The 26,200-nt window shown below is 68.6% G+C and carries 19 protein-coding genes; 9 read left to right on the top strand and 10 right to left on the bottom strand.

The window, feature by feature from the left end; all coding sequences use genetic code 11:
- Positions 1-321: 321 nt before the first annotated feature.
- The gene (locus IFS44_RS19725; RefSeq protein WP_192099754.1) at positions 322-3,330 is read right to left on the bottom strand and encodes a TonB-dependent receptor; all 3,009 of its coding nucleotides are present in this window, start codon (positions 3,328-3,330) and stop codon (positions 322-324) included.
- Between the two features lie 233 nt (positions 3,331-3,563).
- Between IFS44_RS19725 and IFS44_RS19720 the strand changes: the two genes are divergently transcribed.
- The 3 genes from IFS44_RS19720 (at position 3,564) to IFS44_RS19710 (ending at position 6,757) form a co-directional block, all read left to right on the top strand.
- Entirely contained in the window at positions 3,564-4,103 is a 540-nt protein-coding gene (locus IFS44_RS19720) for an RNA polymerase sigma factor (protein WP_056408788.1), read from the top strand.
- Positions 4,085-5,074 (top strand): FecR family protein, encoded by a 990-nt coding sequence (locus IFS44_RS19715; RefSeq protein ID WP_192099753.1) that lies wholly within the window; start codon positions 4,085-4,087, stop codon positions 5,072-5,074. The genes IFS44_RS19720 and IFS44_RS19715 overlap by 19 nt, the downstream gene beginning before the upstream one ends.
- A gap of 123 nt (positions 5,075-5,197) precedes the next feature.
- Entirely contained in the window at positions 5,198-6,757 is a 1,560-nt protein-coding gene (locus IFS44_RS19710) for an alkaline phosphatase D family protein (RefSeq protein ID WP_192099752.1), read from the top strand.
- 28 nt (positions 6,758-6,785) lie between these two features.
- Here the strand turns inward: IFS44_RS19710 and IFS44_RS19705 are convergent, their stop codons facing one another.
- From IFS44_RS19705 to IFS44_RS19680, 6 genes are read right to left on the bottom strand one after another with little or no spacing between them, the layout of a single operon-like run.
- Positions 6,786-7,205: a Na+/H+ antiporter subunit G gene (locus IFS44_RS19705; protein WP_192099751.1), complete on the bottom strand. Its 420-nt coding sequence runs from the start codon at positions 7,203-7,205 to the stop codon at positions 6,786-6,788.
- Positions 7,202-7,471 (bottom strand): K+/H+ antiporter subunit F, encoded by a 270-nt coding sequence (locus tag IFS44_RS19700; protein ID WP_031395560.1) that lies wholly within the window; start codon positions 7,469-7,471, stop codon positions 7,202-7,204. The genes IFS44_RS19705 and IFS44_RS19700 overlap by 4 nt, the downstream gene beginning before the upstream one ends.
- Positions 7,468-7,959: a Na+/H+ antiporter subunit E gene (locus IFS44_RS19695; protein ID WP_192099750.1), complete on the bottom strand. Its 492-nt coding sequence runs from the start codon at positions 7,957-7,959 to the stop codon at positions 7,468-7,470. The genes IFS44_RS19700 and IFS44_RS19695 overlap by 4 nt, the downstream gene beginning before the upstream one ends.
- Entirely contained in the window at positions 7,956-9,479 is a 1,524-nt protein-coding gene (locus IFS44_RS19690) for a monovalent cation/H+ antiporter subunit D (protein WP_192099749.1), read from the bottom strand. Before IFS44_RS19690 ends, IFS44_RS19695 begins: the two co-directional genes overlap by 4 nt.
- A complete protein-coding gene (locus IFS44_RS19685) occupies positions 9,476-9,838 on the bottom strand; it encodes a Na+/H+ antiporter subunit C (RefSeq protein ID WP_192003252.1) in 363 nt (120 codons plus the stop codon). Before IFS44_RS19685 ends, IFS44_RS19690 begins: the two co-directional genes overlap by 4 nt.
- On the bottom strand, positions 9,835-12,660 hold the full coding sequence (locus IFS44_RS19680) for a monovalent cation/H+ antiporter subunit A (protein ID WP_192099748.1): 2,826 nt from the start codon (positions 12,658-12,660) through the stop codon (positions 9,835-9,837). Before IFS44_RS19680 ends, IFS44_RS19685 begins: the two co-directional genes overlap by 4 nt.
- 166 nt (positions 12,661-12,826) lie before the next feature.
- Between IFS44_RS19680 and IFS44_RS19675 the strand changes: the two genes are divergently transcribed.
- Positions 12,827-13,513, top strand: a complete 687-nt coding sequence (locus IFS44_RS19675; protein WP_192099747.1) for a hypothetical protein — start codon at positions 12,827-12,829, stop codon at positions 13,511-13,513.
- Positions 13,514-13,518: 5 nt separating this feature from the next.
- Here the strand turns inward: IFS44_RS19675 and IFS44_RS19670 are convergent, their stop codons facing one another.
- Positions 13,519-14,151: a TetR/AcrR family transcriptional regulator gene (locus IFS44_RS19670; RefSeq protein WP_192099746.1), complete on the bottom strand. Its 633-nt coding sequence runs from the start codon at positions 14,149-14,151 to the stop codon at positions 13,519-13,521.
- Between the two features lie 85 nt (positions 14,152-14,236).
- Between IFS44_RS19670 and IFS44_RS19665 the strand changes: the two genes are divergently transcribed.
- From IFS44_RS19665 to IFS44_RS19655, 3 genes are read left to right on the top strand one after another with little or no spacing between them, the layout of a single operon-like run.
- Complete coding sequence (locus IFS44_RS19665) at positions 14,237-15,679, top strand: efflux transporter outer membrane subunit (protein WP_192099745.1); 1,443 nt, start codon at positions 14,237-14,239, stop codon at positions 15,677-15,679.
- Positions 15,676-16,860 carry an HlyD family efflux transporter periplasmic adaptor subunit gene (locus IFS44_RS19660; RefSeq protein WP_192099744.1) on the top strand — a complete coding sequence of 395 codons (1,185 nt, stop codon included), beginning with the start codon at positions 15,676-15,678 and terminating at the stop codon, positions 16,858-16,860. The genes IFS44_RS19665 and IFS44_RS19660 overlap by 4 nt, the downstream gene beginning before the upstream one ends.
- Before the next feature lie 10 nt (positions 16,861-16,870).
- Positions 16,871-18,400 (top strand): DHA2 family efflux MFS transporter permease subunit, encoded by a 1,530-nt coding sequence (locus tag IFS44_RS19655; protein WP_107931505.1) that lies wholly within the window; start codon positions 16,871-16,873, stop codon positions 18,398-18,400.
- Between the two features lie 47 nt (positions 18,401-18,447).
- Here IFS44_RS19655 and IFS44_RS19650 read toward each other — a convergent pair whose 3' ends face one another.
- Positions 18,448-21,138, bottom strand: coding sequence for a TonB-dependent receptor plug domain-containing protein (locus IFS44_RS19650; RefSeq protein WP_192099743.1), 2,691 nt, complete (start codon positions 21,136-21,138; stop codon positions 18,448-18,450).
- A 425-nt stretch (positions 21,139-21,563) separates the two neighbouring features.
- Between IFS44_RS19650 and IFS44_RS19645 the strand changes: the two genes are divergently transcribed.
- Together IFS44_RS19645 and IFS44_RS19640 are read left to right on the top strand one after the other, a co-directional pair.
- Complete coding sequence (locus IFS44_RS19645; RefSeq protein WP_342366504.1) at positions 21,564-22,664, top strand: serine hydrolase; 1,101 nt, start codon at positions 21,564-21,566, stop codon at positions 22,662-22,664.
- A gap of 98 nt (positions 22,665-22,762) precedes the next feature.
- Positions 22,763-25,198: an EAL domain-containing protein gene (locus IFS44_RS19640; protein WP_192099742.1), complete on the top strand. Its 2,436-nt coding sequence runs from the start codon at positions 22,763-22,765 to the stop codon at positions 25,196-25,198.
- 3 nt (positions 25,199-25,201) lie between these two features.
- On the opposite strand, the gene glsA is transcribed toward IFS44_RS19640, so the two are convergent.
- Positions 25,202-26,137 carry a glutaminase A gene (glsA, locus tag IFS44_RS19635; protein WP_192099741.1) on the bottom strand — a complete coding sequence of 312 codons (936 nt, stop codon included), beginning with the start codon at positions 26,135-26,137 and terminating at the stop codon, positions 25,202-25,204.
- Between the last annotated feature and the right edge of the window lie 63 nt (positions 26,138-26,200).

Genomic DNA, 26,200 nt, shown 5'->3' with positions numbered 1-26,200 from the left:
TAGCTCGTCAGGCTCATAACCTGAAGGTCACAGGTTCAAATCCTGTCCCCGCAACCAAATCCTACGACAGCCCCGAAGCGAAAGCTTCGGGGCTGTCGTCGTTTCTAGCCCTCTTTTACTGCGCGCCTGACCCCATGACGAGGACGCGTAACCTAGCGTGTCTGTAAGATGGGCCCGGATGCGCCCGCTCGGCATCAAGGCGGCTGTTGCTGCACGGGGCGCACGCTATTCCTGGTATCGGTCGAGTACAGGCCCTCGGGGCCGTGGACGGATCCAGACGGTGAAGGGGCAGGCCGGTGACCGACCTGCCCCTGTGCTCGTTCAGAAGCGCATCGTCCCGCCGAACGCGACGGTGCGGCCGCTGACGGTGTTGGTCATCACCCGCTTGGCGGTGCCGTCGGCATATTGGACGATCGGCTCGTCGGTGATGTTGATCACGTCGAGCGTCAGCTTGAACCGCGGCGTCAGATTGACATAGGCCGACGCGTCGAGGTTCGTGGTGCCCTTGATATACTCGCCGATATTGCCGTTGCCGCCATCGCCCCAACGATAGCGCGAGCGCGTCGCGATCGAGCCACGCGCGCCCCAGCGATCGGTGTCGTAATAGAGCGTCGCGTTCGACGAGAATTTCGACAATGTCGGCAGCGGCAGGCGGACCGGCACGCCCGCATAGAAGACGTCGGTCGACCCGCTGGCGACCGTGACGTTGCCGAGTATGCCGAGCTTGTCGAACGGCGCAGGCAGGAAGTCGAAGTCTCGCTTCGCGGCGACCTCGATCCCCTTGATCGACGCGCCGGGGCCGTTGATCGGGCGCGTGTAGTTCACCAGCACCGCAGGGTCGACGCCGACGGGCAGCAGTGCCGCGGGATAGCCGGTCGAGGCATAGGATACGAGCCGCGTTTCCGACGTGATGTACGAGTCCATGTGCTTGTAGAAGGCACCGATCGCGAGCGATCCGCGCGTGCCGTCATAATATTCGAGCGAGGTCTCGATCGAATCGGCGATGAACGGCTTCAGATTGGGATTGCCGGCGGCGATCGTGCCGCCGAACGAGGCGAGGTTGAGCGTCCCGGCCGCGCGCATGTCGCTGAGCGCAGGGCGGCTCAGATTGCGATTGCCGCTCAGCCGGAAGACGATCGACCGGCTGAGGTCGAAGGCGAGGTTCGCTGCGGGCAGGAAACCGTCATAGCGGTTGGTCACGCTGACCGGGACGAGCGCGCTGCCGACCAGCGCGGTCCCTGCGGATCCCAGATCGGTATGGTAATAGCGCACGCCGATATTGGCCCGCAGGCCGATCGCGCCGAGCCGGGTGGCGAGGTCATATTGCAGATAGGCGCCATAGGTGCGTTCGGTCAGGTCATAGGCGGTGCCCGCGACGGTGCTGTTCGCGTCGACGGTCATGCTCTGGCCGAGCAGCGCATAGGTGCCGGCGACATCGCCGATCACATAGGGGGCGAGCGTGCTGTCGGTCAGGACGCTGGTCGGGACGTCGGGCACGCCCGGCTTGTTCTCGTAGCTGGGCGCGACCTTGCGCTGCCAGCCGCCATTGGTGAAGCGCTTGAACCCCGCACCCGCCTTGATCGTCGACCCCGTGGCGACCGTCCAGGCAAGCTCTGCCTTGCTGTTGTAGAATTCGCTCTCGATCCGGTCGGCGCGGGTCTCGAGGCCCTGCAAATCCCATTGCGACGCGTCGGTGGTGTCGAAGCCATAGTCGGTCCGCGGCGAGGCGGTGTTCAGCCCCGAAAAGGAATAGCTCTTGCCGACCGCCTCGAGATAGACCTGTGCATAGCGCGACGCGAAGGTCGATCGCGACCAGCCGCCTAGGACGTTGAGCGTCAGGTTGCTGGCGAGATCGGTATGCGCGTTGAGCGCGGCCTGCCAGAAGGTCGTCTGGTCATGCGTCACCTTGGATTCGGTGCGCATGTCGACACGGTCGAACGACGCGCCGACGATGTCGTTGAAATCGTCGAAGGTGACGCCGGTCAGCAGCTGCGTGCCCGTGACGTTGTTCGCGGCGACGCCGTTGGTCCCCGCGGCGCCGATCACGCCCGAGCGCCGGTCGTTGTTCAGCCGGCCATAGAGCAGGTCGAGCGAGACATCGGTGCGGTCGTCGGGATGATATTGGAGCGCGGTGGTGACGCCGAGCCGTTCGCGCTTGTTAAAGAAGGTGGCGTAAGTCTGCGCACGGCTGTTCCAGACGCGCGCGGCACCCGTCGCGCCGACCAGGAGCGCGCGGTCCGCCGCGGAGACGGCGGGCCCGACATTGGCCGCGCCGAAATTGATCTGCGACCAGTTCCAGTTGCGATAGCCGAATTCGACGGTCTCGGCGGTGCTGTACGCGACCGAGGCGAGGACGCCGAAATCCCCCCAGCGGTCGGATATCAGCCCGACGAGGCGCGGTGTGACCGTCTTGGTATATTGGTTCGCCTGGCCGCGGGCGGAGGCGACGACGGTGAGTCCGTCATAGTCGAACGGCTTGGCGGTGTGCAGCCCGACCGTGCCGCCGATGCCGCCCTCGTCCTGCTGCGCCGCATAGGATTTCTCGACGACGACCTTGTTGAACAGCTCGGACGCGAAGATGCTGTAGTCGAACGCGCGCGATCGGCTGACCGACGAGCGGCTGTCCAGCCCCGACGAGGTATTGGTGAGCACCTCCATGCCGTTCAGCTGCGTGCGGGTGAAATCCGCGCCAAGGCCGCGTAGCGAGATCTGGCGGCCCTCGCCGCTGTCGCGGGTGATCGCGACGCCGGGGATGCGCTGGAGCGCCTCGGCGAGGTTCTGGTCGGGAAACGCGGCGATGTCCTGCGCCAGGATCACCTCCTGCGACCCGGTTGCGGCCTTCTTGATCTGCTGCGCCTTGGCGACGCTCTGGCGGTAGCCCCGGACGACGATGTCGGCACCGTCATCGGCGAGCGGGTCAGGCTGCGCGGCCTGCGCGATCGCCTGAGCTTCGGTCCCGCCGGGGGACGCGGCAGGAGCATATGCCGTCGTCACAGGCCCCATTTGTCGCGCGACGGTGACCGTGCCGCCGACGATCCTGCCGTCGACCGCGCTGCCCACGGTGATCCGCGCGAGCGCCTGTTCCGCGGTCATCCGGCCGCGCAGGCGCTGGCTGCGTGCGCCCTGCAGCAGTGACGGCGACGTCGCGAGCTGCAGCCCGGTCAGTCGCGAGAAGGCGAGGAGCGCGTCGGCGAGACCCTGTGCGGGAACGTCGAAGCTGAACTGGCGTGGTGCCGGTGGTGCGGTCTGCGCGATCGCAGGCGCGCAGACAAAGCCGGACAGTGCGACGGACGCGAGCAGACGCCGCGCCAGACGAATTCTATGAAACATGATTTCCCCCCGAGATGGTTCGAGGGCAAGACGGGCAGGCGCCCGGAAACCCGACAAAGTATTTGGTTTCAGTTATATGACAGCGAAGTCTGATGCAGGTCGGTGTTTATACTGACGGTGGCGCTGCGCAATTTGGGGGATCGGGCGGCGTCCGCGCGAACTCCTTGTCGCACCCTCTCCGAAATTGTCACAAACGCGGCCTAGGTCGCCGGGATCAACAACCCGGACGAGCCATGCCAGCGACGCTTCCCCAGATCGACACCCGCGCGGGCGAGCCCGCGGTCGAGGACTGGCGCGCGATCGCGGCGACGCTGAGCCGCTATGTCCGTGCGCGCACCAGCCGGGTCGATGTCGTCGAGGACGTCGTGCAGGAGACCCTGTCGCGGCTGGTGCACCAGGGACGCGTGCAGAAGCTGGTCAGCATCTATGCGCTGGGCTTCCGGATCGCCGCGAACCTGCTGGTCGACCATCATCGCAGGGACCGCCGCTATGTCGCCGAACGCGCGGAGGAGCCTGTCAGCCAGGCGCCCCTGCCGGACCGCGTGCTGGTCGGCCGCGAGGCGGTCGCGATCCTGCGGGAGGCGCTTGACGCCATGCCGCCGCTGCGCCGCGACGTGCTTGTCCGCCGGCGTTTGCAGGGGCAAAGCTGCGCGGCGATAGCGAGGGATCTGGGGTTGAGCCCGAAGGCAGTCGAGAAACACATCACCCGCGGCCTGGCAGACCTTCACAAGGCGATGCCGGGAGAGGCGATCGCATGCGGACGCGGGCGATGAGCCGCGAGAGCCAGATCGCCGAGGATGCCGCCGCGTGGATCGACCGGCTCAACCAGCCGGCGTTCGATGCCGCGGCGGGGCCGGACTTCGATGCGTGGATGGCAGCGTCACCGCGGCACCGCGCGGTCTTCGCCGAGATGCAGGCGCTCTGGCAATCGGAGGCGCTGGTCGAGGCGCTCGGGACCGCGGCACGCGTCCCCGCGGCCGCGATCCCGCCAGCCCCGCGGGACGATCGCGCGCGCCGGGGGCGGCGATCGATGCCGCGGCTGGCCGCTGCTGCCTGCGCGATGCTGGTTGCGATTCTCATGCTCGGGCCGATGCTGGCGACGACGCGCTATCGCACCGGCCCCGGCGAGAGCCGCACCGTCGTGCTCGCGGACGGGTCGCGCGTCGACCTGAGCGGCGACACCGAGTTGCGCGTGCGGATCCTGCCATGGCACCGCGGTGCCGAGCTCGTCCGCGGCGAGGCCTATTTCGACATTCACCACGAACGCAGCCGGATGTTCCGGGTCGCGAGCGGCACCACATCCGTGCGCGTGCTGGGCACCGCGTTCAACGTCGATCGCCAGTCGCCGACGCGAACCGCCGTGGTCGTCTACCGCGGTGCGGTCGAGGTCGGCGTCGCCGGGGAAGCGGATCTGGTGCTGCACAAGGGCGACGGCGCACGCGTCGTCGACGGGCAGGTCACCGCGCAACCGCGCATCGCGGCGAGCGCGCCCGAGTGGAAGTCGGGGTGGTTCGAGGCGTCGGACGTCCCGCTCGCGGTGCTGATCGGCAAGGTTCAGCGTTACTCGGCGCGTTCGATCCTGTTGGAGGATCGCCGCCTGCAGGCGCTTCCGATCAGCGGCCGCTTCCATATCTCCGACACCGACCGCGCATTGCAGGCGGTGGAGGCGGCCTATCAGGTCGATGTCGCCTATGGGAAAGACGCGATCGCCATCCGCCCGGCGGGCGGGCCCGGAAATCCCTAGGATCGCCACCGCCCGTTCTTTTGTCTGTCGGGTTTTGCCCGGCTGCTCCGTCTTTCCGGCATAGCAGGTCGCGCTGCGACGCCGGTCGGGCGCTGCAGGCGCGCTGCCGCAGGGAGTGTCCTTATGGCTCAGTTCGATCGCCGCAATCTGGTCAAGGCCGGCCTCTCGCTCGCAATGCTGGGCGGGGCGGGGGCGCCGCGGCTGCTGGCGAAGGCGGCGTTCACGCGCGATCCGTTCACACTGGGTGTCGCCTCCGGAGACCCCTGGCCCGACGGATTCGTGATCTGGACCCGGCTGGCGCCCGAGCCGCAGACCCCGGACGGCGGCATGCCGCCGCATGATGTTCCGCTCCGCTGGGACATCGCCGAGGACCCCGGTTTTCGCAAGATCGTCCGGACCGGCGCGGCGGTCGCCGACGCGACGCTCGCGCATTCGGTCCATGTCGAGGTCGACGGGCTGCGATCGCATCGGCCCTATTGGTATCGCTTCCTCGTCCAGGGTGCCGGATCGAGCCCGGTGGGGACCGCGCGCACCGCGCCCGCGGAGGGCGTGTCGCTCGACCGGCTGCGGCTGGCGATGCTGGGGTGCCAGGATTTCGAGACGGGCTTCTTCACCGCCTATGCGCATGTCGCGCGCGAGCCCGATCTCGACGCGGTCTTCCATTATGGCGACTATATCTACGAGATGGCGACCCGGGCCGAGCCCAGTCCGCGCAAGCACCTCGGCGCCGAGACCCATACGCTCGATCAATATCGCCGCCGCTATGCGCAGTACAAGGCGGATCCCGACCTGCAGGCGGCGCACGCGGCGGTCGCGTTCATCATGTCGTTCGACGATCACGAGATCGACGACAATTGGGCGGGCGAATTCGACAAGGACGGCAACCCGCCGCCGGTGTTCGCCGCGCGCAAGGCCGCGGCGTTGCAGGCCTGGTACGAGCATGTCCCCGTCCGCCGCGCGCAACGGCCCGGGACCGGGCGCGCCTATCGACGGTTCGATTACGGCACGCTGGCGCGGATGCACGTGCTCGACACGCGCTCGGCCCGCAGCGACCAGCTCTGCGAGCGGCCCGGGATCGCGCGGGGCGAACTCGACGCCTGCGTGCCCGCCGACCAGCCGGGCCGCACGATGCTGGGGGCCGCGCAGGAGCGCTGGCTCGACGACGGGCTCGCCAATGACGCCCGGTGGAACTTCATCGCGCAGCAGGTGCTGTTCATGCCCTATGACGCGCGCAAGGACGGCGCGACGACGCCGGTGGTCGGCAAGGACAATTGGAACGGCTATCCGCTCGCGCGGCAGCGGCTCGTCGACGGCATCGCGCGGCGCGGGCTGACCAATGTCGTGATCGGTAGCGGCGACCTGCACCAGAATGTCGTCGGCTCGGTCCCGCGCGACGCGAACGACCTGGGCGGCCCCGCGATCGCGACCGAGTTTCTCGCGACCTCGATCTCGTCGGGCGGTACCGGCGGTGCGCGCTATGCGGGCGAGACGCGCGCGCTCGACCATAATCCGAACGTCAGCCTGCTCAACAACCAGCGCGGCTATCAGCTGTTCACCGTGACGCCGGACCGCTGGCTTGCCGAGGTGAAGGTGATGGATCAGGTCGATCGGCCGGGCGGGTCGATCTCCACCTTCGCCAAGTTCGTGGTGGATCCGAAACAGCCCGGGCCACAGCCGGCCTGACGGAGTTGCGCGACCCCCGTGCGGACGCTCAGGGGTTTTCGATCGAGGCCTGCGTGTCGGTATGCGGCGCCTCGAACGTCGCCCATTCGCCTTCGCTATCCGGGTCGGGCCGGGGCGGCGGCCCCGCAATGCCGTCGTGATCGGGGCGGTCGCCGGTACGCGCACGGTGGAGATGGACCTTGGCGATCATGTTCGCCGAAATCGGTGCGGTGATGAACAGGAACAGCGAGATCAGCAGCTCGTGCGCGGTCCAGACGCCGAGCCGGACCTGGAAGAATACGACCGACGCCAGCAACAGCCCGCCGAGCCCGAGCGTCGTCGCCTTGGTCGGGCCGTGCAGCCGCTCCATCGTCGAGGGGAGGCGGACCAGCCCCCAGCTGCCGATCAGCACGAATGCCGCGCCGAGCAGGATCAGCCCGGCGATGATGAACTCGACGAGGCCGCTCATTCGACGATGTCCCCGCGCAGGAGGAACTTGCAATAGGCGATGGTGCTGACGAACCCGACCATCGCCAGCAGCAGCGCGGCCTCGAAATAGGTGTCGTTGCCGCCCATCATGCCGATCACGACGATCACCGCGATGACGTTGATCACCATGGTGTCGAGCGCGAGGATCCGGTCGGCGAGCGCGGGCCCGCGGTACAGCCGCCAGCCGTTGAGCAGCAGCGCGAGCGCGATGGCGATGGCGGCGATCTGCAAGGCGGTGGCGATCATGCGAAGATCCTTAGCAGCGGCGCCTCGTAGCGGGTCTTGATCCGCGCGATCTCGGCGTCCGCGTCCGCGACGTCGAGCGCGTGGACCAGTAGGAAGCGCCCGTCGGCGGACACGTCGGACGAGACCGTCCCCGGCGTCAGGCTGATCGTCGCGGCGAGCACGGTGATCGCCTCGGGCGACGACAGCGCGACCGGCACGACCAGCCAGCGCGAGCGGAGATCGCGGTTGCGCCGGAACAGGATCAGCCGCGCGACCTCGAAATTGGCGACGACGATGTCGTAGAGCACGAGGCCGACATAGCCGATGAGCGCGCGCCCGAAGCGGACGCGCGGGCGATCGGGCCAGAAGGGCTCGGTGAACTTGGGCAGGACGATCCCGAAGACCAGACCGAGCAGGATCCCGCCGACCGTGATGCTGTTCGCCATCAGCAGCCAGACGACGACCAGCATCGCGGTCAGCGCGGGGTGGGGGAGGAGGCGCTTGATCATCGCGCCGCCTCCGTCAGGACCGCCGCGGCATAGCGATCGGGGGCATAGATCTGCGCGGCGGTCGCCTCGGCCTGCGCGGTGGCCCAGCCGGCGCCGAGCGTCAGCAGCGCGAGCAGCACGAGCAGCGTCGCCGGCGCGATCAGTTCGGCGCGCGACCGGTCCGCGCCGGCGATCGGGTCGGCATCGTCGGCCGCCTTCCAGAACAGCGTGCTGCCGCTGCGGGCAAAGCCGACCACGCCGATCAGCGTGGTGCCCAGCACCGTCGCCCAGATCAGCGGCGACGGCGCGGCCGTGACGTTGGTCTGGAGGATGAACAGCTTGGCGACGAACCCCGACAGCGGCGGCAGGCCGACTGCGGCGATCGTCGCGGTGAGGAACAGCAGCCCGGTCGCCTGCTGCCCCGCAAAGCGCGGGCTGGGGACGATCGCATCGCCATATTGGCCGCGGCGGCGCAGCGTCACGTCGGCGACGAGGAACAGCGCCGCGCCCGCCAGCGTCGCGTGGACGAGATAGTAGAGCGCGGCGGCGGTCGTCGCCTGTGCCCAGCACGATACCGCGAGCAGCAGCGTCCCGGTCGAGCCGAGGATCGCGAACGCCGCCTGTTCGCGCATCGCGCGCGCCGCCAGCACGCCGACGAAGCCGATGATCGCGGTCAGCACGGCGGCGGGCAGCAGCCAGGGCGCCGGCACCCAGGCGGCGGCGCCCGCGGCATCGCCGAAGATCAGCGGCACGACCCGGATCATCGCATAGACGCCGACTTTGGTCATGATCGCGAACAGCGCGGCGACGACCGGCGCGGTCGCGGCATAGGTGCGCGGCAGCCACAGATGCAGCGGCACGACTGCTGCCTTCAGCGCGAACACCGCGAGGAGCAACAGCCCGGCGAGCCGGATCAGCCCCTGGTCCGCCGCGCCCAGTGCGGCGATGCGCTGGCCGAGATCGGCCATGTTGAGCGTGCCGGTCAGTCCGTAGAGCAGCCCCAGCGCGATCAGGAACAGCGCCGAGCCGACGATGTTGACGACGACATAGGCGACCCCCGCCTTCAGCCGCGCCGCCCCCTGACCGTGGAGCATCAGCCCGTAGGAGGCGATCAGCAGCACCTCGAAGAACACGAACAGGTTGAACAGGTCCCCGGTCAGGAACGCGCCGTTCAGTCCGAGCAGCTGGAACTGGAACAGGGGGTGGAAATGCCAGCCCTTGCGGTCGACTGCGGTGACGACCGCGTGGAGCATCACCACCAGCGCGAGCACCGCCGCGAGCACCAGCATCATGGCGGACAGCCGGTCGAGCACCAGCACGATCCCGAACGGGGCGGGCCAGCCGCCGAGCGGATAGGCGCGGATCGCGTCGTCCTGCGCGATGCCGAACAGCGCGAGCGCGACGACGAGCATCGCGACGCAGCCGGCAAGCGACAGCGCGACGCCGACATGGCGCCGCCGCCGCATCACCATCAGCGTCAGCGGCGCGATGATCGCGGGGATCACGACCGGCGCGATCACGAGATGGTCGAGCAGCGTCATGCGCGATCCTCTTCCGGGCCGGGGACGGCGTCGGCGATGCCGTCGACCTGGTCCGATCCGCTTTCGAGGAAACTGCGCAGCGACAGGATGACGACCAGCGCGGTCATCCCGAAGGTGATGACGATCGCGGTCAGCACCAGCGCCTGGGGCAGCGGATCGGCATGGTCGGTCACGCCCTTGGCGAACAGCGGCGGGCGGTCGACGACGAGCCGGCCGATCGCGAACAGGAACAGGTTCACGGCGTAGGACAGCAAGGTCAGCCCGAGCACGACCTGAAAGGTGCGGCCGCGTAGCGCGAGATAAACGCCGCCTGCGGTCAGCACCGCGATTCCGCTGGCGATCAGGAATTCGAGACTCATGTCGATGTCTCCTCGTCGGCCTGATCGCGGTTGCGCGCCGCGCGCTGCGCGACGTGGCTGAGCTGGGCGAGCGCCATCATCACCGCGCCGACGACGACGCAAGCGACGCCCGTATCGAAGAACATCGCGGTCGCGAGTTCGACCTCGCCGACCAGCGGAATATGGAAATAGCCGAAGCTGCTCGTCAGGAAGCGCGCGCCGAAGACGAGCGAGCCGAGCCCCGTCGCGGTCGCGATCAGCACGCCGACCGCGATCAGCGGATGTTCGCCGATCCGGCGGCGGTCGTCGGTCCAGTCGAACCCCGAGGCGAGATATTGCAGCAGGATCGCGATCGAGACGACCAGCGCGGCGATGAACCCGCCGCCGGGCTGGTTATGCCCGCGTAGGAAGATGTAGAGGCCGACCAGCAGCGCGAGCGGCAGCAGCAGCCGCGTCGCCATCACGAACATCATCGGATGGCGCTCGGGCGAATGGGGCATGTCGTGCCGCCATTCGCGTAACCGCCGCCCCGCCGTGCCGCGCGCCGCGGGCTCGAGCAGCGCATAGATGGCCAGCCCCGCGATCCCGAGCACGATGATCTCGCCCAAGGTGTCGAATGCGCGGAAATCGACCAGGGTCACGTTGACGACATTGGTCCCGCCGCCGCCCGGATAGCTGTTCGCCCAGTGGAACGACGAGACCGTGTCGCGCAGGTCGCGCGTCATCACCGCCCAGGCCGCCCAGCCGGTGCCGATCCCGGCGACCGCCGCCAGCAGCGCATCGCGGCTGCGGCGCGGCAGGCTGGAGAGTTGCGGCGGAACCTTGGGCAGCAGGTGCAGCGCGAGCAGCATCAGCAGGATCGTCACGACCTCGACCGCGATCTGGGTCAGCGCGAGATCGGGGGCGGAAAGATGGACGAAGGCGAGCGCGATGACGAGGCCGATGACGCTGATGAAGACCAGCGCGAGGAAGCGCTGGCGTTGCATCGCCACGACGATGCCGGTCGCGACGACCAGCGCGAACCAGGCGACGACCGCGACCGGCGACGCGGGCAGCGTCGCGCGCGTTCCCGCGGGCAGCCCGCCGGGCGTCAGCGCGGCGTCGATCCCGAACAGCACCGCCACCGCGAACAGCATGAACAGATAGCGTTGCAGCGACGGCGCGTGGATCGCGAGCGAGGCGTCGCGGCTGCGCGCGACGATCGCCGCCATCGCGCCGTCGAACAGCCGCTTGGCATCGAGCGCCGGCCGGCCGTCCAGCCAGCGCGCGACCGGCGCGCGGCGCCACAGCAGCAGCGCACCGATCACGACCGCGAGCGCACTCATCCCCAGGGCGGGGTTGATCCCGTGCCACAGCGCCAGATCCAGCGCGGGCGGGCTGCCACCGATCACCGCCCCCGTCGCGGCGCGCACCAGCGGCCCGGCGATCGTCATCGGCAACAGCCCGAAACCGAGCGCGACGAGCACGAGCACGATCGACGGTCCGATCATCGCCATGCCGGGATCGTGCGGCGCGGCGACATCCCCCGTCGCGCGACGCCCGAAAAACTGTGCGGTGGCGTAACGCAGCGAATAGGCGACCGACAGCGTCGCCGCGATCGTCGCGAGCAGCGGCACGAGCCAGGACTGGCCGTCCTGCGCGGCATGCAGGCTCTGTTCGAGCATCATTTCCTTGGAGATGAACCCGCCGAGCGGTGGCAGCCCCGCCATCGCCGCGACCGCCAGCGTGCCGAGCGTCGCGGTCAGCGGCATCAGCGCGGCGAGCCCGCCGAGGCGACGGATGTCCCGCGTCCCCGTCTCGTGATCGACGATGCCCGCGTTCATGAACAGCGCCGCCTTGAACGCGGCGTGGTTGAGGATGTGGAACACCGCTGCCGCGGCGGCGGCGGGCGTGCCGAAGCCGAGCAGCATCACCATCAGCCCGAGCTGGCTGATCGTCGAATAGGCGAGGATCGCCTTCAGATCGTTGCGGAACAGCGCGACGCCCGCGCCGAACAGCATCGTCACGAGCCCGGTCGAGGCGACCAGATAGAACCACAAGTCGCTGCCCGCGAGCACCGGCCACAGCCGCGCGAGCAGGAAGACGCCCGCCTTCACCATCGTTGCGGAATGAAGATAGGCGCTGACCGGCGTCGGCGCGGCCATCGCGTGCGGCAGCCAGAAATGGAACGGGAACTGCGCCGACTTGGTGAACGCGCCGAGCAGGACGAGCGTCAGGATCGCGGGATAGAGCGGCGACGCCTGGACGACGGCGCCGCGCGTCAGGATCGTCGCGAGCTCATAGGATCCCGCCGCCTGGCCGAGCAGCAGCATCCCCGCGATCAGCGCGAGCCCGCCGCCGCCCGTCACCGCGAGCGCCATCCGCGCGCCCTGCCGCGCGTCGGCCCGGTCGCGCCAGAAGCCGATCAGCAGGAACGACGACAGGCTGGTCAGTTCCCAGAATATCAGCATCAGCAGGATGTTGTTCGACAGCGCGATGCCGATCATCGCGCCCTGGAACAGCATCAGGAACGACAGGAACCGCCCGGTCGGCTCAGCCTTGGCGAGATAGCCCTGCGCATAGATCACGACGAGCAGGCCGATGCCGAGGATCAGTCCGGCGAACAGCAGCCCGAGCGGATCGAGCCACAGGCTGAGATCAAGCCCGAGCGCCGGGATCCACGCGATCCGCGCGGCCAGCGGGGTTCCCGCAAGGACCGCGGGCGCGGCGAGAAACAGCAGCGCGAGCCCCGCCGCGCTCGCACCGGCGGCGATCCCGACATGCATGCGACGGCCGCCACGCGCGCCGAGCGCCAGCATCAGCGCCGCCGCGAACGGCAGCACCATCAGGAGCATCAGGGGCATGGCAGATCGTTTCCCGGCGACGTCACGAGACTTGCCATCGCACGATATGGCTTCCGGGTCGACCGGACTACGCCCAGCGGCCCTGACGATATCCCGGGGGCATCGACCCGCGATGCGCGTTGGTGCCGCATCGGGACTCACGCAGACCCGGAATAGCGGAGCGACCATGCGCACGATCGACTTCAGTTCCTGGCAGACCACGTTGCTGACGCTGTTCGGGCTCGCGCTGGTGACGGCGATCGGCGTCGGCATCCGCCTCGTCACGATGATGACAATCCAGCAGCGGCGCGAGCGGATCAACCGGCAGATCAACGAACGGCTGCGTACGCTGATCGCGGCCTACAAGACCTTGGGCGGCTCGTTCACGGGCACGCTGACGGTCGACCCCGCGCATCGCCGCGACCTGCGTCGCCGGGGCGAGGCGGTCCCTGCCGATGCCGCAGATGTCGCGATCGACACCGGATCGGACCGCGGCCGGCGGATCCGCGACGCGGTCGAGGCGGCGCTGTCGGACATCATCCTGCTCGGCACCGACGAGCAGGTCCGGCTGGCGGCGCAGGCCGCGGGCGAACTTGCGGCAGGCCGCCCGGTCCCGACGCACGCGCTGGTCGTGTCACTGCGCGATTTCGTGCGCGCCGCGCTCGATCTCGCGCCCGTCCCGACCGACCTCGTCCTGCCCGCGCAGGGCCCGACGCGGCCGGCCGCCGGCGGCGGACGCGGCAAGGGCGAGCGCGAGGGGGCCGCTGCAGGCCGGGGTTCGGGCGGGGGCGGTGGTGGACAGGGCGGAGGCGGCGGGGGCGGCGACACGGTTGCAGCGGGGGAGGACGCTCCGGCTCCCGGTGCCCGCGTGTAACGCCGTTACGGTGCGACCTTAGCCCCATAAGCGCGCGTGAACAGATCGAGCGCGCGCGCCGCCTGCTGGCGCGCTTCCTCGGGACCGGGCATGCCGACCACTCCCCAGAGCCGCAGATTCTGTTGCGTCTGGGCGAGCAGCAGCAGGTGCATCGCTGCCTGCACCGGATCATCGGCGCGCAGGTCGCCGGCGTCCATCCGCCCGCGCAGATAGAGTGAAAGCTGCTCGATCACGATCTGCGGGCCGCGGGCATAGAAGATGCGACCGATCTCGGGAAACCGCCCGCCTTCGCCGACGATCAGCCGGTGGAGCCGGATGCTGTCGGGATGCAGCAGCTTGCCCTGGAAGCGTTCGAGGAAATCGAGCAGCGTCGTCGCACAGTCGCGCCCCGGGCGCAGCGCATCTTCGAGGCTCTGGCGGAAGTTCGACGTGACGTCGTCGAGCACCGCGCTGAACAGATCCTCCTTGGAGGGGAAATAGGCCCAGAGCGTCCCCTTCGACCCGCCGAGCTGCACGGCGATCGTCGACATCGAGGTGGCGGCATAGCCATGGTCGAGAAACGCCTCGCGCGCGGTCGCCACGATCGTCTCGCGACGGGCTTCGCGGTTCAGATCGCGGCGGGTTTTCGGCTCGGACATAGCCGTACTATACGGTACGATTATTTATTGACAAGTCCACGACCCGGGACCATCTGCCGAGCGTACGCAGGAGTACGATGATTCAATGCGACTGATTCGATTCGCCGGCTGCACTGCAATCGCAGCCGGGCTTGCCGGCTGCGCGGTGCCCGATCTGGGGCCTCCGCCCGTCCTGGCATCCGCGGACACCTATGCATCGCGCAACAGCCTCGCGTCGAACGGCCCGGCGTCGAATGCGACGTGGCCGGCGGCGCAGTGGTGGCGGGGTTACGGCGATGCGCAGCTCGACACGCTGATCACCGAGGCGCTGGCGGGATCGCCCGACATCGCGATCGCGGCGGCCCGCGTGCGGACGGCGCGCGGCGCGGTGCAGCAGGCGGGTGCCGCCAACCAGCCGCGGCTCGATGCCGAGGGCACGGTCGGGCTCAACAAGCAGAGCTACAATAACGGCATCCCCGCGGAATTCATTCCGAAGGGCTGGAACGATACGGGCCGGCTGGCACTCGACGCAGGTCTCGATCTCGACCTGTTCGGGCGCAACCGTGCGGCACTGGTCGCGGCGACGTCGGGGGCCGAGGCGGCGCGGCTCGACGGCGAGCAGGCGGCGCTGACGCTCGCAACCGATATCGCCGCGCGCTATGCCGATCTCGCGCGGCTCTATGCCGAACAGGACGTGCTGCAGCGGGCGAATGCGGTGCGCAGCGCGAGCGAGCGGCTGGTGAACGAGCGGGTCGCGATCGGGCTCGACACGCAGGCCGAGCTCAAACAGGCGCGCTCTGCGGTGCCGGCGTCGCGGGTCGACCTGGCCAGCAACGCCGAACAGATCGCGCTCGCCAAGAACGCGATCGCCGCGCTGATTGGCGCGGGGCCCGATCGCGCACTGACGATCACCCGGCCGGCGGTGCCCGTGCTCACCACCGAACTCCCCGCCGACGCGGCGATCGGCCTGATCGGCCGGCGTCCCGACGTCGCCGCCGCGCGCGCGCGCGCCGAAGCGGCGGCGAGCCGGATCAAGGTCGCCCGCGCCGATTTCTACCCCAATCTCAGCCTGTCGGGGCTGATCGGGCTGCAATCGCTCGGCCTCGACAACCTGTTCAAGGGCGGATCGAGCATCGGCAATGTCGGCCCGGCGATCAGCCTGCCGATCTTTCGCGGCGGCGCGCTGCAGGGCCAGTACCGGCAGGCGCGCGGCCAGTATGACGAAGCGGTCGGCAGCTATGACCGCATCGTGATCAACGCGCTGCGCGAGGTCGCGGATGTCGTGACCAGCCGGCGCCAGGTCGCCGCACAGATGCGCGATGCGCGCGCGTCGCTGGTCGATGCCGAAGGCGCGTATCAGGTCGCGCAGCTGCGCTATCGCGGCGGCCTGTCGACCTTTCTCAACGTGCTGAGCGCCGAGGAAGCGGTGCTGACCGCGCGGCGTTCGGTCGCCGCGATCGATTCGCGCCGGTTCGCGCTCGACGTGCAGTTGGTGCGCGCGCTCGGCGGCGGCTTCCAACCCCTTATCCAGACCAGCGGGACACGATGATGGACACCCCATCCCACGACAGCGACCAGACTCCTGCCGAGGAGCCCAAGGCCGATCCCAAGGACAGCCCCAAGGTCGACACCGCCAACCCGGGCAAGCGCAAGCGGCTGCTGCTGATCTTCGCGGCCGTGCTGGTCGTGATCGCCATCCTGTATTTCGTCTACGATGCGCTGGTCCTCTCGAAGCGCGTGACGACCGACAATGCCTATGTCGCGGCGGAAACCGCGCAGGTCATGCCGCTGGTCAGCGGGCAGGTGATCGCGGTCACTGTGAGCAACACACAGACCGTCAAGCGCGGGCAGGTGCTGATGCGGCTCGACGATGCCGATCTGCAGATCGCGGTCGCGCAGGCCGAGGCCGATCTGGCAGGCGCCGAGCGCCGCTATGGCCAGACCGCGGCGACGGGCGATGCGCTCCAGGCGCAGGCCAATGCGCGCGGTGCCGATATCGGTGCCGCCCGCGCGCAGCTGTTGCTCGCCCAGGGCAATCTCGACCGCGCGCAGATCGATTATCAGCGTCGCCAGGCGCTGGTCGCGGCGGGCGCGGTATCGGGCGACGAGGTGACCGCGGCGACGAACGCGCTGCGCACCGCGCGCGCCAATGTCGCGATCGCGCAGGCGGGGATCGCGCAGGCGACCGCGACGCGCGCCTCCGCGCTCGAGGATCGCGCCGCCAACACCGCGCTGACCCGCGGCACCACGCGCGACAACGCCCCCGAGGTCCTCGCCGCGCGCGCCAAGCTGCGCCAGGCCCGGCTCGACCTGTCGCGTGCGGTCGTGCGTGCGCCGATCGACGGCGTGATCTCGCAGCGCAACGTCCAGATCGGCCAGCGGCTCGCACCCGGCACCGCGGCGATGGTGATCGTGCCCGTCGATCAGCTCTATGTCGATGCGAACTACAAGGAAGGCCAGCTGCAGCATGTCCGCGTCGGCCAGCATGCGACGCTGATCTCCGACCTGCACGGCGACGACGTCGTCTATCACGGCCGCGTCGTCGGGCTTGCCGGCGGGACCGGCGCGTCGTCCGCGCTGATCCCCGCGCAGAACGCGACCGGCAACTGGATCAAGGTGGTCCAGCGTCTGCCGGTGCGCATCGCGCTCGACCCCAAGGAACTGCGCGATCATCCGTTGCGCGTCGGGCTGTCGATGGACGCCGAGATCGACATCTCGGGCGATCGCTAGGAACGGATCGATGGCCGCCGACACGTCCGCGCCGGTGCTGACCGGCCCGCGCCTCATCCTTGCGGGCTTCGTGCTGGCGCTGACCAACTTCATGGTGGTGCTCGACACGACCATCGCCAATGTGTCGGTGCCGCATATCTCGGGCGGGCTCGGCGTGTCGCCGACCCAGGGGACCTGGGTCGTCACCTCCTATTCGGTCGCCGAGGCGATCTGTGTGCCGCTGACCGGGTGGCTGGTCCGGCGGTTCGGCACGATCCGCGTCTTCATGGCGGCGATGATCGGCTTTGCGGTCTTCTCGGCGCTGTGCGGCCTCGCCTCGTCGCTCGGCGCGATGGTCGCGTTCCGGATCGGGCAGGGCTTTTGCGGCGGCCCGCTGATGCCGCTGACCCAGACGCTGCTGCTGACCATCTTCCCCCCGCAGAAACGCGCGGCGGCGATGGGCGCCTGGGCGATGACGACGGTCACCGCGCCGATCCTCGGGCCGATCCTGGGCGGGACGATCAGCGACAACTGGTCCTGGCCGTGGATCTTCTACATCAACCTGCCGATCGCGATCTTCTGCATCGTCGGCGTCTTCACGCTGCTGCGCAAATCGGAGACCAAGACCGAGATCGTGCCGATCGACCGGTTCGGCCTGTTCCTGATGGTCGTGTGGATCGCGGCGCTGCAGATCATGCTCGATCTCGGGCGTGAGCATGACTGGCTAGGGTCGAGCTTCATCGTCGGCTGCGCGATCGTCGCGGCGATCGGCTTCGTCACCTTCCTGATCTGGGAGCTGACCGCGGGCAACCCGATCGTCGACCTGCGCGTGTTCCGGCACCGCGGGTTCACCGTCGCGGTGACCGCGCTCGCCTTCAGCTTCGGGACGTTCTTCGCCTCGGTCGTGATCATCCCGCAATGGCTGCAGTCGACGATGGGCTATACCGCGAGCGATGCGGGCTATGTCACCGCGTTCAACGGCGTGCTCGCGGTGATCTTCTCGCCGATCGTCGCCAAGCTGAGCAACAAGGTCGATCCGCGCGCGCTGGTGTGTTTCGGGATCTTCTGGCTCGGGTTGACGTCGGTGCTGCGGACCTTCTGGTTCAGCGGCGCGGATTTCTGGATCCTGGCGGCGCCGCAACTCGTCCAGGGGCTGGGCATGCCGTTCTTCTTCATCCCGCTGACGATCATCGCGCTGGGCGCGGTCAATCCCGAGGAGACCGCGTCGGCGGCGGGCGTGATGAGCTTCCTGCGGACGCTGGCGGCGGCGATCGGCACCTCGATCGGCAGCACCATGTGGCAGAACAACGCGCAGACGAACCGCGCCGAGCTGACCAACATCCTCAACAATGGCGATCAGGTGATCGCCAACGCGCAGCAGCACGGGCTGAGCGCGGAACAGGGGCGCGGGCTGATCGAGCGGGTGGTCGAGCAGGAAAGCTTCGCGCTGGCGACGAACCACCTGTTCGCCTTTGCCGCGCTGATCTTTTTCGTGTCCGCCGCGATCATCTGGCTGGCGCCACGGCCCGCCCGGCCGGTGGACCCCGCCGCCGCGCACTGATCCGGTGGTGAGATGACGGGGGGCACCGCGGCGCCCCCCGCCCGGTCTCAGTATTTCACGCGGAGACGCGTATAGTAGAAGCCGCCGTTGAAGCCGAACGGCCCGCCGTTGCGCGGATAGACCTGGCCGTCGGACGTGCCGCCGGTCAGCGGATAGATCTGCACCGTCGAGGTCGGCTTGAGCCGGTCGGGATGCTCGTCGGTGAAGTTCTGCGCGCCGACCGCAACCGTGAAATGCTCGGCGAACGTGTAGCTGAGCTCGAGATCGGTGACGAACTTGCCGCTGAACACCTGGTTCGGCACGCCGTTGGTCTGGCCGTAATCCTGCGCGCTGGTGAACGAGCTGTAGTAATTCTCGCGCACGTTGAGGCTCAGATTGTCGAGCGTCCAGCCGGCATTGAAGACGACGCGGTGCTTTGGCGCCAGATTTTCCGCGTCGATCAGCTGCGCGGTGCCGACCACCCGGGCATCGAACTCGGTAACCTTGGTGTCGTTGTAGTTATACGCCAGCGAGAAGTTCAGCTCCGCCTCGCTGAACCGCGTGCGGTAGGTGCCGACGACGTCGATGCCCTGGGTGCGCGTCTTGAAGCCGTTGGTGAAATACTGGACCTGGCCGCCGACACCGACCGGCAGCAACGCCGGCTGCGCGGCAAGGTCCGCCGCGGTAACGATGAAGGGCGAGGTCAGGCCGATCCGGTTGCGCAGGTTGATCCGGTAGCCATCGACCGTGACCGTCATCCCGCGGACCGGTTCGAGGATGAAGCCGAGGCCGTAATTGGTCGACTTTTCCGGGGTCAGGTTGCTCGCGCCATAATATTGCGCGACCGCGGTGTTGGTCGGGTAGGTGCCCGCCTGGAACGCGACGCCGTTGTTGAACGAGGTCGTGACGATCGAGACGTTCGACTGGCCCGGCGACGGTGCGTGGAAGCCGGTACCGAAGCTGCCGCGGACCGAGAAGGCGTCGGCAAACTTGTACAGCGCGTTCACCTTGCCGACCCAGGCGTCGCCGAACGTGTTGTAATGTTCGTACCGGCCCGCCGCGCCGACGGTCAGCGCATCGGTCAGGTCCGTTTCGAGACCGACATAGGCGGCATAGGCCTTCTGGCTGAACTTGCCTGCGGTGGCGGGGCTGGTGCCGGCATAGCCGCTCGCGCCGACGCCCTGCGCCGCGGTCGTTCCGGAGGCGACGTACACGCCCGGCGCGGTCTGGGTGAAAAGCTGTTGCGCGATCGCATAGGGCCCCGCGGCATAGGATTGCGTGTCGCCCGCGGTCTGTTCGTAGGTTTCCTTGCGGAACTCCCCGCCCGCGGAGATGGTCAGCGGTGCGGCGAGACCGAGGTCGGCGGCATAGGTGAAGTCGGCGTTGAAGTTGGTTTCCTTCTGGATCAGGTCGCCAAAGTCGAAGCTGGTCTGCGTCGCCGGGCCGTAGGAGAAATTGGCCGAGTCATACATCGACAGCGACAGCTTGTTGCGCGCCAGCGTGCCGGACAGGTCATAGCTGAAGGCGCCGGACGTGCCCTTGTAGCCGAGCACCCCGTACACTTCCTGCGTCTTGCCGACGAAGCGTGGCGTGAAGCCGGCGGGGTAGAGCGTGCCGAAGCGGAAGGTGTTGCCGTCGCGCACGAAGCCGCCGCTCGGGCAGGTCGCGTTGCCGGCGGGGCAGGGGGTGAGGAAGAAGGTGTTGTTGAACGCGCCGTTCGCGCCCTGATTGCGGACCACGCCGTTCGTGTCGACCGCGGTGCTCGACACCGAGGCGCGGTAGTTGAAGCTCTGATTGCCCTTGCTCTGCGCATAATTGGCAAAGACGTAGATCTTGCTGTTGTCGGTGACGTTGATCGCCGAGTTGTAGACCGACTTGAAGCCGTGCGAGGGCGAATTGCCCCAGATCTGCACGGGCAGCGGATAATTGGGGAGCTGGTTCGCGAGCGCCGGGAAATTCTGCGCGAAATTGGCGGCCGAGGGGCGGGTGCGGCCGCGGCTGGTCTGCCCTTCGTCGACATATTCGCCGGTGACGTTGATAAAGCCCCAGTCGCCCTTCACGCCCGCATTGCCCGCGATCTGATAGCTTTCGCCGTCGCCCGCATAATATTGGCCGGCGCGACCGACCAGTTCGATCCCCTGATCCTCGCGCAGGCCGTAATTGAGCACGCCGGCGATCGCGTCGGAGCCATATTGCGCGGTCGCGCCCTCGCGCAGCACCTGCAGATTGCCGATCGCGAGCGACGGGATCGCCGAGATGTCGGGCCCCTGCGCGCCGCGGCCGAGCCCGGTGTCGCTGCCGCCATAGACCTGGACCAGCGCGGAGCGGTTATAGCGTTTGCCGTTGATCATCACGAGCACCTGATCGCCCGACAGGCCGCGCAGCGACGGCGAGCGGACGAAGGTCGAGGCGTCCGAGATCGAATTCTGGCCGGCGTAGAAGGACGGCACGATATTCTTGAGCGCGTCGATCATGTTGGCGGCGGGCTGCGACGTCAGTTCGGCCGAACTGATCACGTCGACCGGCGACGGCGACGTGGCGAGCGTGCGATCGGTTCGGCGCGTGCCCAGCACGACGATGTCGTTCGACGGTTCGGGGGTCGCGCTGGCGGCGTCGGGTACGCTTTCCTGCACGGCGCTGGCCGGTGCGGGTGTGGGCGCGGCGCCATTCTGGCCGCTGCCGGGCGTCGCTGCGAAGGCGGCGGACCCGGCAAGAAGTGCGACCGCCAGTGCGACGGTCGAGGTCGTGTATCTGATCATCCTAAGCCCCCTTTGAAAAGTGGCTCTCAGGATCCTCCCCCATCATCGCCGTTCCAGACCGCCGATTCCCCTTGGCGCGCCTGCGGAAATTGCCCTGTCACACGCAAGGACGGCCGCCTGTCCGGCTTCGTCTCTGACCTGTCCTGGCAACAAACGGCCATAGCGGTCCCGTCTTTGCAACCGAAAATACGCACGACTTTCATATGGACGTCATAATGTTGCAGAATTGACGCAATCGATTGTCCCGGTTCCAGCCAGGCAAGGGGCGGCGGACGTGGTGGGCCGGCCACCGCCACCGGGGCCAAAGCCGGGTCGCGGCGGATCGGCGGCGTGCGACCGGCGGAACCCGAAACGCGGCGGATGCGGCAGCTTTCGGGTTCCGCGCAGCGCTCAGCGCGCTAAGCAGCGGACAAGGGGAACTTATCGTGCCAATTTCAGTGTCTCATCGCCTCGCCGGGATCCTTGCCGCGGTCACCAGCCTGGGCGCGTGCGTTCCCGCGGGGCGCCAGCCGATGCGTCCCGCACCGCCGCCGCTGACCGTCACGACCGTGGCGCCGGCGCCCCGGCCATCGTCGCCGACGCGGCCGTCGACCAGGCCCCAGCCCGCGGCGGACCTGCTCAACGCGGTCCAGGCGCTCGGCGCGAGCTTCAAGGGACAGGTCGGGATCACCGTGCGCGACATCGACGAGGGCTGGGTGGTGGCCTGGGACGGTGACACGCGGCGTCCGCAACAAAGCGTCAGCAAGCTGTGGGTGGCGATCGCGGTGATGGACGCCGTCGACCGCGGGCAGATTTCGCTGTCCGACCGCGTCACGCTGACGCGTGCCGACCTGACGCTGTTCCATCAGCCGATCCGCACGCTGATCGGCGCGGACGGTTATACGACGACGATCGACGAGCTGTTGCGCGGCGCGATGACGCGCAGCGACAATACCTGCAACGACGTGCTGTTGTGGCGCGTCGGCGGGCCCGCGGCGATCAACCGGATGCTCGACGCCAAGGGTGTCGAGGGCGTGACCTTCGGCCCGGGCGAACGGGTGCTGCAGGCGAAGACCGCGGGGCTCGAATGGCGGCCCGAATGGGCGGGGGGCTGGGGCTTTCTCCAGGCGCGCGCGGCGATGACCTACGAGGCGCGGGCGAAGGCGCTCAACCGCTATCTCGCGGCGCCCTACGACGGTGCGTCGGCCAATGGCGTGACGCTCGGCCTGTCGCTGCTCGCGCAGGGCAAGCTGTTGAGCGCGCGTTCGACCGCATCGCTGCTGACGCTGATGCGGTCGAGCAAGACCGGGCCGCTGCGGCTGAAGTCGGGGCTGCGGCCGGGCTGGTCGCTCGCGCACAAGACCGGCACCGGGCAGGATCTGGGCAGCCTGTCGACCGGCTATAACGATATCGGGCTGCTCGTCGCGCCGAACGGCCATCGCTATGCGGTCGCGGTGATGATCGCCAGCACGCGCGAGCCGATCCCGGTGCGGATGCGGTTGATGGGCGACGTGACCCGGGCCGTGGTCGCCTCGGCGGGCAATTGATCGTGCCGGCCGGGCAAGGGGACCTATCAAGCCGTTTCGGTTATAACTTTCTTTAATAAATTCATGCGATTGGGAGTGACTTCCTGAGAGCAAAAATCGTGGTCCCCCTTTTCAATCTTCATTTCGAGCATTCGGGGTCGCTGGTCGCCGTCGCGGTCGGAATCTGCCTGACCGCGAGCTGGTCGGTGGCGATGCTCGCGATCGATCTCGACCGGACCGCGGCGCAGCCCGGCGAACCGCTCGGCTGGCGGCACGCCGCGCTTGCGCTCGCCGCGGGGCTCGGCGTCTGGGCGACGCATTTCATCGCGATCCTCGCCTATCGTCCCGACCTCCTGCTCCGCTACGACGTGCCGATCACGATCCTGTCCGCGCTGGTCGGCATCGCGCTGGTCGGCGTGCCGCTGGTCGCGGTCACCCGCCTGCGCCGCCGCGTCGCGCGGATCGCCGCGGCGACGATCGCGGGCGCGGGCATCTGGTGCATGCATGCGGTCGGGCTGACGGGCATGACCGATTGCGTCCACGTATTCTCCTGGCCGACGAACATCACCGGGCTGGTGCTCGGGACGGTGCTGATGGCGACGTGGCAGCTCCACCGCGGCTGGGCGCGCTCGCGCACCGCCGCCTGCATGCTGTTCGCGCTCGCGATCTGCACGACGCATTTCGTCGCGCTGTCGGGCGATATCGTGATCGGCAGCATCGGCGACGTCCGCGGCAGCCTGTTGTCGCCGGGCCTCGTCGCCGCCTGCATGGCGTTCGGCGTGTCGGTCACCTGCCTCGCCAGCCTGCTGACCTTCGAGCGGTTCAGGACGACGCGCGAGGAAGAGGGGCAGACGCTGAGAGCGGTGCTGGAGAGCATGTCGGACGGGCTGGTGTTCATCGACGGCAATGCCCGGCTGCAGCATTTCAACCACCGGTTCCTCGAGATGTACGCGATCCCGGACGGGGCGATCGCGCCGGGCATGCCGATCACCGTCTGTATCGACACCGTCGCGCGGCATCGCGGCTGGCGGCCCGAGCGGCGCGCCGAGATCCGCGCGGCGATGCAGCAATGGATCCGGACCGACGCGACGTTCGACCGCGAATGGGCGATGGACGATGGCTGCGTCTATCGGATGCAGTGCCGTCCGATGCAGTCCAAGGGCGTGGTGCTGACCTTCAACGACGTCAGCGCGGAGCGGCAGGCGCTGCGCAACCTGACGCACCTGGCCTATCACGACCCGCTGACCGGGCTGGGGAACCGCCGGTCGCTGCGGGAGCAGAAGGAGGCGCGGATCCGGATCGGCACGCCCTTCTCGCTGCTGATGATCGACCTCGACGATTTCAAGCGGATCAACGATGCCTTTGGTCACGCGGTCGGCGACCAGCTGCTGGTCCATGTCGCGGCCGAGCTGACGCGGCTGCTGCCCCAGGACAGCTTCATCGCGCGGATGGGCGGCGACGAGCTCGCCATCCTCGCCAGCGAGACGGGTGAGGCGGCGGCGGCGCTCGCCGATTCGATCGTCGCGCAATTGAGCGGCGCGGTCGTCATCAACGGCTGCCGGCTGCTGCCGAGCTGCAGCATCGGCATTTCCCACTTTTCGGGCGCCTGTTCCGCCGACGACCTGATGAAGCGCGCGGACATGGCGCTGTACGAGGCCAAGCGGCTCGGGCGGCGGCGCGCGCAGGCCTATCTGCCCGGGCTCGCCGAACGGCTCGCCGAACGTCAGGGGATCGTCGACGACCTGCACGAAGCGGTCCAGACGGGCGGCTTCGCACTCGCCTTCCAGCCGGTCGTCGATCTGCTGACCGGGGGCACGACGGGCTATGAGGCGCTGATCCGCTGGAACCACCCGGTGCGCGGCTGGATCCCGCCGGGCGTCTTCATCCCGATCGCCGAGCAATGCGGGCTGGTCGAGGATATCGGCCGCTGGGTGATGATGGAGGCGTGCCGCCACCTCGCGGGCTGGTCGCCGCATCTCAACGTCGCGATCAACATCTCCGCCGCGCAGCTGAAGTCGGAAGGGCTGCTCCACAGCCTGACGCAGGCGATCCTGATCCACGGCGTCGCCCCCGAGCGGGTCGAGATCGAGATCACCGAGACCGCGCTGATCGACGATGCGGGCCGGACCGCGGCGATGCTCGACCGGATCCGCAAGCTCGGCATCAAGGTGTCGCTCGACGATTTCGGCACCGGTCAATCGTCGCTCGCGCATCTCCGCGACTTCCGTTTCGACCGGATCAAGATCGACCGCAGCTTCGTCGCCGAGGCGGCGAATGATCCGCGCTGCATGGCGGTGCTGCGCGCGACCGTCGCGATCGGCAAGGAACTGGGCGTGCTGACGCATGCCGAGGGGGTCGAGACGCGCGAACAGCTCAACGTGCTGCACGATATCGGCTGCGACGTGGCGCAGGGCTATCTGCTCGGGCGGCCGGTCGTCCCGTTCACCGATGCAACGGCGGACTTCGCCGAGCTGCCGGGGGACACGATCATCGGCGCACCCGGCGATACCGACCCGCAATCCTCGGGGGTGACGGTTACCCGGCTCGCCGCCTGAGCGTCAGACCAGCGGCGGTCCGAACACCGACCAGCCGGTCCGGTGCGCGATCATCTCGAGCGCGCGGATGCCGAGGATGCTGTTGCCATGCTGGTCGAGATTGGGCGACCAGACCGCGATCGCCGCCCGGTCCGGCACGATCGCGAGAATGCCGCCGCCGACGCCGCTCTTGGCGGGCAGGCCGACCCGCACCGCAAAATCCCCCGACCCGTCATAATGACCGCAGGTGATCATCAGGCCGAGCACCGTGCGGTGACGCCTGGCGACCGCGTCGGCCTCCGGGTCATCAGGCGACCGCCGCGTCGCCGCGAGATAGGCGCCCGCCTTGGCAAGGCCACGGCAATCGAGCGCGATCGCGCAGTTGCGGACATAGGCGGCCATCACCGCGTCGGGATCGGCATGGAGATTGCCGTGATGCCGCATGAAGCTCATCATCGCGCGGTTCAGGTCGCCACCCTCCTGCTCGGACGCCATCACGTCCTCGTCGAACGTGACGCTATCGGCCCCGGTCTCGCGGCCGATCAGCCGGGCGACCGCCGGGTCGTCGCCGTCCTCGGGCCGGTGTTCGACCAGGATATCGACGACCGCCAGCGCGCCTGCGTTGATGAACGGGTTGCGCGGCACGCCCTTGGTCCGCTCGAGATCGACGATCGAGTTGAACGGGTCGCCCGACGGCTCTTTGCCGACGCGCGCAAAGACGTCGTCGCCGATCGCCGCAAGCGCGAGGTCGAGCGCGAACAGCTTCGAGATGCTCTGGATCGGGAACGCCGTCGTCGCCGCGCCCGCGGTCAGCAGCGTGCCCGACGTCAGCGCGACCGCGATGCCGATCGGCCCGGGCGCGGCCTCCTCCTTGCGGTCCGCCGATGCCTCGATCCGCGCGGCGTCGTCGGTGATCTCGGCGGCGATCTCGGTGATGATCTGCGCGATCGTGCTGGGCATGCGGCTCTCCTGGTGAACAGGGTCAACTCGCAGGCGGCGCGCATGATCCGTGGGCAGGGGCGC

Origin of the sequence: Sphingomonas sp. CFBP 13706 (assembly GCF_014842355.1) — a bacterium.
Lineage (GTDB): Bacteria > Pseudomonadota > Alphaproteobacteria > Sphingomonadales > Sphingomonadaceae > Sphingomonas > Sphingomonas aerolata.
The sequence above is the reverse complement of the archived record's forward strand: the minus strand, read 5'-3'. Positions and strand labels throughout refer to the sequence as shown.

Excerpts from the sequence above, each read along its gene's own strand:
- IFS44_RS19665 (WP_192099745.1), top strand. The coding sequence starts at position 14,237 with ATGCGACTGATTCGATTCGCCGGCTGCACTGCAATCGCAGCCGGGCTT.
- IFS44_RS19650 (WP_192099743.1), bottom strand. The coding sequence starts at position 21,138 with ATGATCAGATACACGACCTCGACCGTCGCACTGGCGGTCGCACTTCTT.
- IFS44_RS19700 (WP_031395560.1), bottom strand. The coding sequence starts at position 7,471 with ATGATCGCCACCGCCTTGCAGATCGCCGCCATCGCCATCGCGCTCGCG.
- IFS44_RS19680 (WP_192099748.1), bottom strand. The coding sequence starts at position 12,660 with ATGCCCCTGATGCTCCTGATGGTGCTGCCGTTCGCGGCGGCGCTGATG.
- IFS44_RS19690 (WP_192099749.1), bottom strand. The coding sequence starts at position 9,479 with ATGACGCTGCTCGACCATCTCGTGATCGCGCCGGTCGTGATCCCCGCG.
- IFS44_RS19705 (WP_192099751.1), bottom strand. The coding sequence starts at position 7,205 with ATGAGCGGCCTCGTCGAGTTCATCATCGCCGGGCTGATCCTGCTCGGC.
- glsA (WP_192099741.1), bottom strand. The coding sequence starts at position 26,137 with ATGCCCAGCACGATCGCGCAGATCATCACCGAGATCGCCGCCGAGATC.
- IFS44_RS19660 (WP_192099744.1), top strand. The coding sequence starts at position 15,676 with ATGATGGACACCCCATCCCACGACAGCGACCAGACTCCTGCCGAGGAG.
- IFS44_RS19695 (WP_192099750.1), bottom strand. The coding sequence starts at position 7,959 with ATGATCAAGCGCCTCCTCCCCCACCCCGCGCTGACCGCGATGCTGGTC.
- IFS44_RS19720 (WP_056408788.1), top strand. The coding sequence starts at position 3,564 with ATGCCAGCGACGCTTCCCCAGATCGACACCCGCGCGGGCGAGCCCGCG.
- IFS44_RS19675 (WP_192099747.1), top strand. The coding sequence starts at position 12,827 with ATGCGCACGATCGACTTCAGTTCCTGGCAGACCACGTTGCTGACGCTG.
- IFS44_RS19710 (WP_192099752.1), top strand. The coding sequence starts at position 5,198 with ATGGCTCAGTTCGATCGCCGCAATCTGGTCAAGGCCGGCCTCTCGCTC.
- IFS44_RS19725 (WP_192099754.1), bottom strand. The coding sequence starts at position 3,330 with ATGTTTCATAGAATTCGTCTGGCGCGGCGTCTGCTCGCGTCCGTCGCA.
- IFS44_RS19715 (WP_192099753.1), top strand. The coding sequence starts at position 4,085 with ATGCGGACGCGGGCGATGAGCCGCGAGAGCCAGATCGCCGAGGATGCC.
- IFS44_RS19685 (WP_192003252.1), bottom strand. The coding sequence starts at position 9,838 with ATGAGTCTCGAATTCCTGATCGCCAGCGGAATCGCGGTGCTGACCGCA.
- IFS44_RS19655 (WP_107931505.1), top strand. The coding sequence starts at position 16,871 with ATGGCCGCCGACACGTCCGCGCCGGTGCTGACCGGCCCGCGCCTCATC.
- IFS44_RS19670 (WP_192099746.1), bottom strand. The coding sequence starts at position 14,151 with ATGTCCGAGCCGAAAACCCGCCGCGATCTGAACCGCGAAGCCCGTCGC.